The sequence below is a fragment of the Streptosporangium sp. NPDC048047 genome, from assembly GCF_040653115.1.
Taxonomy (GTDB): domain Bacteria; phylum Actinomycetota; class Actinomycetes; order Streptosporangiales; family Streptosporangiaceae; genus Streptosporangium.
In genome coordinates this window covers 1-7,188 of record NZ_JBEZNH010000110.1, presented here as the reverse complement: position 1 = coordinate 7,188, position 7,188 = coordinate 1, and the positions used below count along the sequence as shown (strand labels likewise).

The 7,188-nt window shown below is 59.5% G+C and carries 7 protein-coding genes; 3 read left to right on the top strand and 4 right to left on the bottom strand.

All coding sequences use genetic code 11. The features are described 5' to 3' along the window. The 3 genes from AB0D67_RS38700 to AB0D67_RS38690 all read right to left on the bottom strand — a co-directional run. Nucleotides 1-599 (bottom strand): hypothetical protein (locus AB0D67_RS38700; RefSeq protein WP_362947314.1); only part of this gene is annotated, 599 nt, incomplete at its 3' end. A 1,009-nt stretch (nucleotides 600-1,608) separates the two neighbouring features. After that, entirely contained in the window at nucleotides 1,609-1,884 is a 276-nt protein-coding gene (locus tag AB0D67_RS38695; RefSeq protein ID WP_362947311.1) for a hypothetical protein, read from the bottom strand. An 87-nt stretch (nucleotides 1,885-1,971) separates the two neighbouring features. Beyond that, nucleotides 1,972-2,622, bottom strand: coding sequence for an HAD family hydrolase (locus AB0D67_RS38690; protein ID WP_362947308.1), 651 nt, complete (start codon nucleotides 2,620-2,622; stop codon nucleotides 1,972-1,974). A 305-nt stretch (nucleotides 2,623-2,927) separates the two neighbouring features. Here AB0D67_RS38690 and AB0D67_RS38685 point away from each other — a divergent pair, with 305 nt between their 5' ends. After that, the gene (locus AB0D67_RS38685) at nucleotides 2,928-3,548 is read left to right on the top strand and encodes a hypothetical protein (RefSeq protein ID WP_362947306.1); all 621 of its coding nucleotides are present in this window, start codon (nucleotides 2,928-2,930) and stop codon (nucleotides 3,546-3,548) included. A 61-nt stretch (nucleotides 3,549-3,609) separates the two neighbouring features. Beyond that, nucleotides 3,610-4,830, top strand: a complete 1,221-nt coding sequence (locus AB0D67_RS38680) for an ImmA/IrrE family metallo-endopeptidase (RefSeq protein ID WP_362947303.1) — start codon at nucleotides 3,610-3,612, stop codon at nucleotides 4,828-4,830. Between the two features lie 341 nt (nucleotides 4,831-5,171). Here AB0D67_RS38680 and AB0D67_RS38675 read toward each other — a convergent pair whose 3' ends face one another. After that, nucleotides 5,172-5,990 (bottom strand): hypothetical protein, encoded by an 819-nt coding sequence (locus AB0D67_RS38675; RefSeq protein ID WP_362947300.1) that lies wholly within the window; start codon nucleotides 5,988-5,990, stop codon nucleotides 5,172-5,174. 747 nt (nucleotides 5,991-6,737) lie between these two features. Here AB0D67_RS38675 and AB0D67_RS38670 point away from each other — a divergent pair. Next, complete coding sequence (locus tag AB0D67_RS38670; RefSeq protein ID WP_362947297.1) at nucleotides 6,738-6,974, top strand: hypothetical protein; 237 nt, start codon at nucleotides 6,738-6,740, stop codon at nucleotides 6,972-6,974. Nucleotides 6,975-7,188 lie beyond the last annotated feature (214 nt).

Here is a 7,188-nt window from a genome sequence, read left to right as displayed (position 1 = left end):
CAGCCACTACCGCCGACGAGGAGATCCGCTCCCTCAAAATCTACGAATGTAGTACAGGGCTCATTCGGGTCCTCCAGCGCTGCGACTTCACTCAGTAGCGGGACGTTCCGATACGGGCTGATGTCGTAGGAGGTCACGATGTCGGCGGCGCGTTGTGAGAACTCCTCGGCGTCGCCGGAAGTGAACACGGAATAACCGGGGCGACCACCCCCGCTCAGCTTGTACACGTCTTCTGCCTTGCGCCTGGGTTCGAGGACGGTCTTGCCGTCGTCCGCGAGCAGGTACCCGTCTCTGGTGACCCTTATCTCCTTACCGAGGATGAGTTCGAAGAGTTTCGGGAACTCATCTTTCAGCCGCATCCCTGCCGTGATGTCCTTGCCCCGCTCCTCAGTGAAGGGGCATCGGCCCCCGCCGCGCTCATCGTCGGGTTCACTGTGCCAATACCCGTTCTTCAGGTGCCACCAGGCGTCCACCAGGAGAGACAAGGGAAAGACGGCCTCCTCCGGCACATATGGGACGTCGGAGTTGACGATGTGCACCCTCCCATGGAGGGTCGAGCCCTCGACGGAGTCGACGGACACGGTAAAGATTGTGGTCATGCCGGGGTGCCCCTTCAGACGGAAACGGTGGTCACACTTGATCACCAGTCACCCCGGATAGTAGACGTCCGTACCGACACTCGCTCCTGGCGTCAGGCACATCCCCACGCATCCGACGCCTACTGACGGACGCTCTTAGGGGCGCTCTGTCGACGGCTTCACCTTTACCTTTCGCGCAAAGCCCCGGAGGCCGGCCATGCTGTAACGCTGGGGATGCCGCCCCTGAGTGTTACAGCTGATCAGCCTTCGCATGAAGCGCTCAGAAGGCGTGCGAAGCACCGTTCAGCTTCTCGCCTCGTGACCGGTGTAGGCATCATCAGCAGGGACGGTAAGGACAGCCACCCAGATGGACCGTCCCTGACGGAATACCTTCAGATCAAGCCGACGAGCGTGCCCAGCATGGTCTTCCAGAAAAGGCTCCCGAAGGCGGATCGCAAGTGGCGGGGACGCGACTACTGGAAGCGCTCCGCAGTGGAGCACCGGCGGGAAGAGTCGCGGAGAACCAAGGTGATGCCGCCGAAGGCCGGCCCAAGAGAGAGGTCTCAGACACGCAGCCGCGAGGGGAAAACGGGCGCTTCATCAAGATAGAAAAGTGGAGATCACTTTTCGATCCGTAAGAGCAGCAAGAAGCGGTACAGCCTGGTGAAGCATCTGGAGTAGGCCTCGGAATCGAGGCTTCCAGGCTCGCCGCGCCAGAGTCCCGGCGGTACCGGCAAGGACGTTGCTGGACTTCGCTGCTGTACCGACATGACAGAGGCCCTCCCGGATGATCCGGGAGGGCCTCTGACCTTGGAGCCGCCTTCGGGATTCGAACCCGAGACCCCTTCATTACGAGTTAGATCACGACCATCCAGGACCGTCCACGGATGTCTTCCGGACCTGGTGGGGCGGGCTCCACGGGGTCCCTCGATCCACGGTCGTCCAGGACCATCCAGACCTGTTGTTAGCACTGGCGTTAGCAAGATCATCAATCATCGGAGTCGTAGGCCTCGGGAGCGTGGGCGCTGTTTCAGATCGCCTCATCAGGCTCGTCGGCTCCAAGCTGGCGCTGGCGATTGACGTACTCGTGGGTGCCAGGGGTGTTGGCCCGACGGCGCATGAGATCGCCTTGCTTCGTCCGGAATTCTCGCTCCTCCTGGGTGACCTTCGACGTCTGACCCTCTTTCTCGGCCGCAGCCCGCTTGGCGTCGATTTCCCCTTGCTTTCGGCGGACCTGAAGCTCCTTGGCGCTCGGCTTCGCGGGATCGGGCTTGGCGGGCTGGTGCCGCTTCTGAGGCTTCCCCATACCCGCCATCGTGAAGAGACTGCAGTCCGGAGGCGAGCCTTCGTCAGGCGCTTGTGGCGCATCGGTGAGCGGCTTTGAACCGCTCGGTCACCCGTTCTTCCGCAAGATCTCTATCGCCTGGAGCACGTCCGTGACGACATGATCCGCCTCATGCTCCTGGCTGGGCCACGTCCCTCGATCGATCCAGATCGTACGGAGGCCGGCGGCTCGTCCTCCGCCGATGTCCTTGACGGGGTGGTCACCAATCATCCATCCCCCACCGGTAAGGCTCATCCCACACCGGAGAGTGGCGATCTTGAACAGGCCGACATCGGGCTTACGGATGCCTTCAATCCCGGAGAGCGCATAGGCGTCAACAGCCTTAGCCAGTCCCGTCCGCCGGATCTTGCCGAGTTGGTTGTCCGTCGTCCCGTTGGTGACGATGGCCACCTTCCACCCGGCCGCACGTAGTTGTGACAGCCCATCAATCACTTCGGGTCGGCAGTGCACTAGATACGGCATGCGCCTGCGGTAGCGACTCCACAGCTCCTCGACCAAATCGGAGAGGGCGAAATGATCACGGACCCTGTCGAAGAAAATCTCACGATGCGGGTAACCCGCCCGGTCGAGAGCGACGAGCCAATCCACCGCCTCGCACCCGAGACCGTACCCGTCGGCGAACTCTACAGCCCACACCCGGAACGCCTCGTCCAGATTCACGAGCGTGTTGTCCAGATCGAAGAGCGCGAGCCGTTGCACGGTGACACCCTATGCGGGGCCCTGCCAATGGATCACTGTGTCACGAACTTGAGGACTACCAGCACTCTAACAAGGACGGCGCCTGAGACCTGGGCCGATGTCATGGCGCGGCTGCTGACCTGCGGTTCAGCATCTCATCGGTTCCTGGTGTTTCCCGCGCCTCACACTCTCGTGTGCCCTCGTTGTGCCCTGGGTAGCTAGAGGAAAGATCGGCAAGGCGCTTCCCAAGCGAGTTGCAAGTGTAGGTAAGGCATGGAAATATTTCCCGAGTGAACCTACATCCCCGTGACGTCGTCCGAGAGATCTTGAAGCGGCACCTCAACACGCTCGGGAAGGCACGACACCTTCTTGATGAGGGCATCCAGTACACGGCAGCTCAGTGGGAAGACAAGATCCCCAGGTTCCGGGAGATGGACGCCTGCGCCAGAGCGAGCGACATCCGCCAATACGTCAGTGCCTGCTGGGCTCCCTCCTCGAAGGACACTCTCGACTTGGAGGTCCGCTTCAACAACGGACTCCTGCTGCACGACGACTCGGCCGGTAGGCGCATGAGGGTGAAGACTCGCCCGCGCAGCCCTAAGACCGGTGCGCCCCTTCCCGTCACCGATGCCTCGCCCCAGATGGACTTGTTCGGCAACATGGTTTCCCCTGGCCTGTACGAGATAGCGGTGTTGTGGTCAATCGACTTCCGTACCGCAACCTTGGGTGCGGCCACCCTCGCGGCCGTGGACTTCGGCATCGACGACAACGGGCCCGTGTTCATCTACGCCGAAGAGGAGATCCCGACCCTTTCGGTGGGTGACGACAGAGGGGGAGAGGAAGGCGGGCAGACTGCCAGCCCGCAGCCTGGCGGCTTCGGCCCCACCGATGACTTCAACGAATTCCTGGGCGACCAGGAGGAAGATTTCGGCCCCAATCCGGCCTAACCGTAAAATAGGGTGCGCCTACCCAGCGCACCCTTCCAGATACTGTGAGTAACATATAATTATGTCTATGGTTTATGGAGACCGAATTCGTCAAGCGCGGATCCTTCGACAGGAAAAGGTTGGCGATATAGCCGACGTTCTCTCGTGTAGCCCTTCCACTTTATCGAAATGGGAGCGGGCCGAGAGCTTCCATATGCCTCCCGAGAAGCTCACCCTCCTAGTGAGCCACCTACGATTCCCGTCCGAGTTCTTTACATATCGTCCCAGTGCTCCCATCACAGATACGGACCTCTTGTTCAAAGCGCCGAAGAGCACTCCCAAGAGAGAGAAAGATTTCCTCCGGGAATTCATGCGCTTCATTTCGGAGGTTATAGGATGGCTGGACAACCGGCGCCCTCTCCCGCCCGTGGTGATTCGGCCGCAGCGAGCAGACTCTACCTCCATAGAAGAGATAGCAAGAGAGGTGCGCAAGAGCATTGGCATTAGCGTCAACGAGCCAATCGGTTACTTAACCCATCCAATTGAACGCGCTGGGGTTGTCGTTGCAGTGCGGCGCCGGAAGATCAGCGAAGTTTCTATGGATGCTGATGACTCCCCTGGACCGCGCGAACGCCATGAAGGATGTTCGACATGGGTAGGAGAGTTCCGTGAACGGCCTCTAATCATGATGCGCGCGGTAGACACCTGGGAGAAAACACGATGGGTTCTTAGCCATGAACTCGGTCACATCGTTCTTCACGCTGGCCGCATGCCCGTAAACGAAATGGCAGAGGAAGAAGCTAGCCAGTTCGCTAATGAATTCCTTGCACCCATCGAGTCGGTCACAAATAATCTGCCGAGGACAATCACTCTCGCTGCGCTCGCAAAGGCGAAAATGGAGTGGGGCATCTCTATCTCCGCCCTCATTCGCCATTTGCACCACAACAAGGTTATTAGCGATCAGCGAAAGCAGACCCTTTATGCGCAGCTATACACGCGCAGGAATCCCGAAACAGGTCGCTCTTATGGAGTGACGGAACCTGGATGGGATGCACGCGTTCCCGAAAGGCCCAGGATGATAGCTGCATGGCTAAGCCATACAGTAGGCAGCACGATTCCGGAGATAGTTTCCCATACCTCTGAAATATGGCCTTCAGACCTACTCTCTGAGGTCATCACTGAACAGAGGCCTGCTCCAACGCGGGCCCGATTTACAGAAAAATCAAAGGTGGCACCGCCTAGCGGAGCCCAGATAATTCACATGCCTACCCGCGGTAGCTTCGGGAGTCGCCAAGCCCAGTAGATGCGATCTTCCTGTCGCCATGAGGTCTGAGGCGAAACTAAGATAGCGATTTCAGGTTTTGCGATGCGGCCCGCCTCTAAGCGGGCCGCAATATTTAATTATTCTGGTTAATCTCACTCAGTCATTCGGCGGCAATTCGTTCCGTACTACGGGATCCCAGGCCCGAGTTATTCGATGGGCGGGGCGTGTCAATCCGACCCGGAGCGACCGCCGGCGCGAACGGCGAGTCGTGGTCACGACAGCGGGCGCGCCGGCGGTTGTTCCGGCGCGCGGGGGTCTGGGGGCTGCGAAGCCCCCAGCGATAGCGGTGCTCGGCCCGGCCATCGTCCGAGCATGCCATTTTAACGCCCTTCAAGCCGTGAAATGTGAAGTCGAATCAGTGGAATTAATCTCTCCAGCTCGGTTCGATCAACTCTTTCTCCAAGTCCATGTGCTACATTGTTGCGCATTTGCAGGATCTCACGGAGTTCCGCGACTTCTTGCTCGCTCAAACCCGCTTGCTTTGAGTATGCTTGAATCATCTGGCCGACCCCGATGTATCTTCGCGAATCCGTAGGCTGGCTTCCGTATCGCTCAGAAAGCATCTTCTCTAGGTGAGACCACCCAAGAAGCAACTGAGCTTGCATTCCGGAGAACGTTGCTAACTCAACTGCATGTGAAGCCTCCTCCCCAGCGCGACGACTCGAAATTGCAGCACGCAGAGAGAATGTCGTAATCGCTAGCGTGGCGACCGAAACAAGGACTCCCAGGGACGATGCGAGTTGATCAGCTTTACTAAAGCCAAGATTAACTGCTATAAGCACAGTTGCAGCAAGAGCCAGTACCACTAACGCAACTACTGCTATTAGAATAGCGGTTCTTCGAAATCGATGACGATTGAGCCTAATCTGGCTCGCCGCTGCCTCTTGGCTGATTGCGAACCCAATTTGATCCAAAGCTGCAATTATCTCTTGCGATGTGATTTCTTTGGAGGGTGTGACGCGAGAGGCATGCTCTTTACGTGCAATCTCTATGAGGCTGCTACGGAACTCAGCTACCGACTGATCGAGAAGCTCCTCGGCTTCTCTAGTCATATCCGTATTTCCCGGTGACGGTTCACGCATATCATTATCGGTCACTTTGAGCCCCAATGTATGCTTAGCAGCAGAAGAACCGCACATACAACAAACCCTATGGCGCCCCAGGGTGTGACGATATTGTTAACGAACACACCGCCAACAAACGTCGAAGACCCACCAATGACTGCAGCAACGACCTGTTTCTTGTCTGGGCTCCGGCGTACGTATCCATTCCGCACCCAGTACGCCATGTTTACTACCATTCCCGGGGTGATCATGGGATCACCGCTTCCAAGGTGCTGGCCAGCGGCGACCCGCGAAGCTTCGGCTAGAACCTCTTGGCCATGTTCAGCGAGAGCCTCGCACAGAGCTTTGCGCGTCTGCTCGGGGAGCTGGGAGCTACCTTGTATCAGAACATGCAGCTCGTCCGACGGCTCGACCACAATCAGAGCTTAGCGGTCTCAAGATTCGCCTGCACGGCTTAGGGTTTAACCGCAGATGGTACTAACGTTGCGATCTTGACGCTTGGAAGCGCGTGGGCGGCGCGGCCGCGACCGGCCGAAGAGCCGCAGCGCGGCCGGCGACCGCCCGACGCGCGGCGGGCCGCGAAGCGGACCGCCTTTAAAGTCGGAAAGAAAGTTCTCATCCGCATGGCTTGGGCTGGCTGACCTGCTGATGGGCTGGGAAGACATCGTTCCTGCGGGTTGCAGCGTGCTGCACTGTTAACTAGAGGGTGGCAGTGTGTACCAGAGTGATGCAGGATAGAGAGAGCCAGCGCTGCCCGGCTGCCGTCCTCGGTACTGGGCGGGCTGGTGGGCCTGGTCGACGCAGACGGACGGAGTGAGGTTCATGACCCTCGAAGATCTCGCGCGGGACTTCCCTGGCTGGCTGATCTGGCGCGGACGGGGCTCGGACGGCCCTGAAGGCTGGTACGCCACGCGGCGGGGTGTCTCGTTGAGCGAGGAAGAGCTGAACATGGGCTTGGCCGAGACCGTCGGCGGCACCGATGATGCCGAACTCCTCGCCCAACTGCGGGAGCAGGCGGAGATCGGCTCCCGGCTCACCTCCGTCGTGCCCGGGGAGTAGGCCATGCCTGCCCCTCGTCTCCTCGGCGTCCGCCTCGCCGCGACTCCGGCCGACCGCGAAGCGGTGACCGGGCGGAGGCGGCTTCCGCGTACGGATCTGGTCCGCGCTCGGGAGTACACGAGGCCGGAAGAGGGTGCCCTATGCCCGCGGTGAGTTCGTGCTGTAAGCGGTCATCTAAAACTCCAGGTCGGCGGACAGGTCATTCCAGGTGGAC

Coding starts and splice junctions, on each gene's coding strand:
- AB0D67_RS38695 (WP_362947311.1), bottom strand. CDS start 1,884: ATGGGGAAGCCTCAGAAGCGGCACCAGCCCGCCAAGCCCGATCCCGCG.
- AB0D67_RS38680 (WP_362947303.1), top strand. CDS start 3,610: ATGTCTATGGTTTATGGAGACCGAATTCGTCAAGCGCGGATCCTTCGA.
- AB0D67_RS38675 (WP_362947300.1), bottom strand. CDS start 5,990: ATGTGCGGTTCTTCTGCTGCTAAGCATACATTGGGGCTCAAAGTGACC.
- AB0D67_RS38670 (WP_362947297.1), top strand. CDS start 6,738: ATGACCCTCGAAGATCTCGCGCGGGACTTCCCTGGCTGGCTGATCTGG.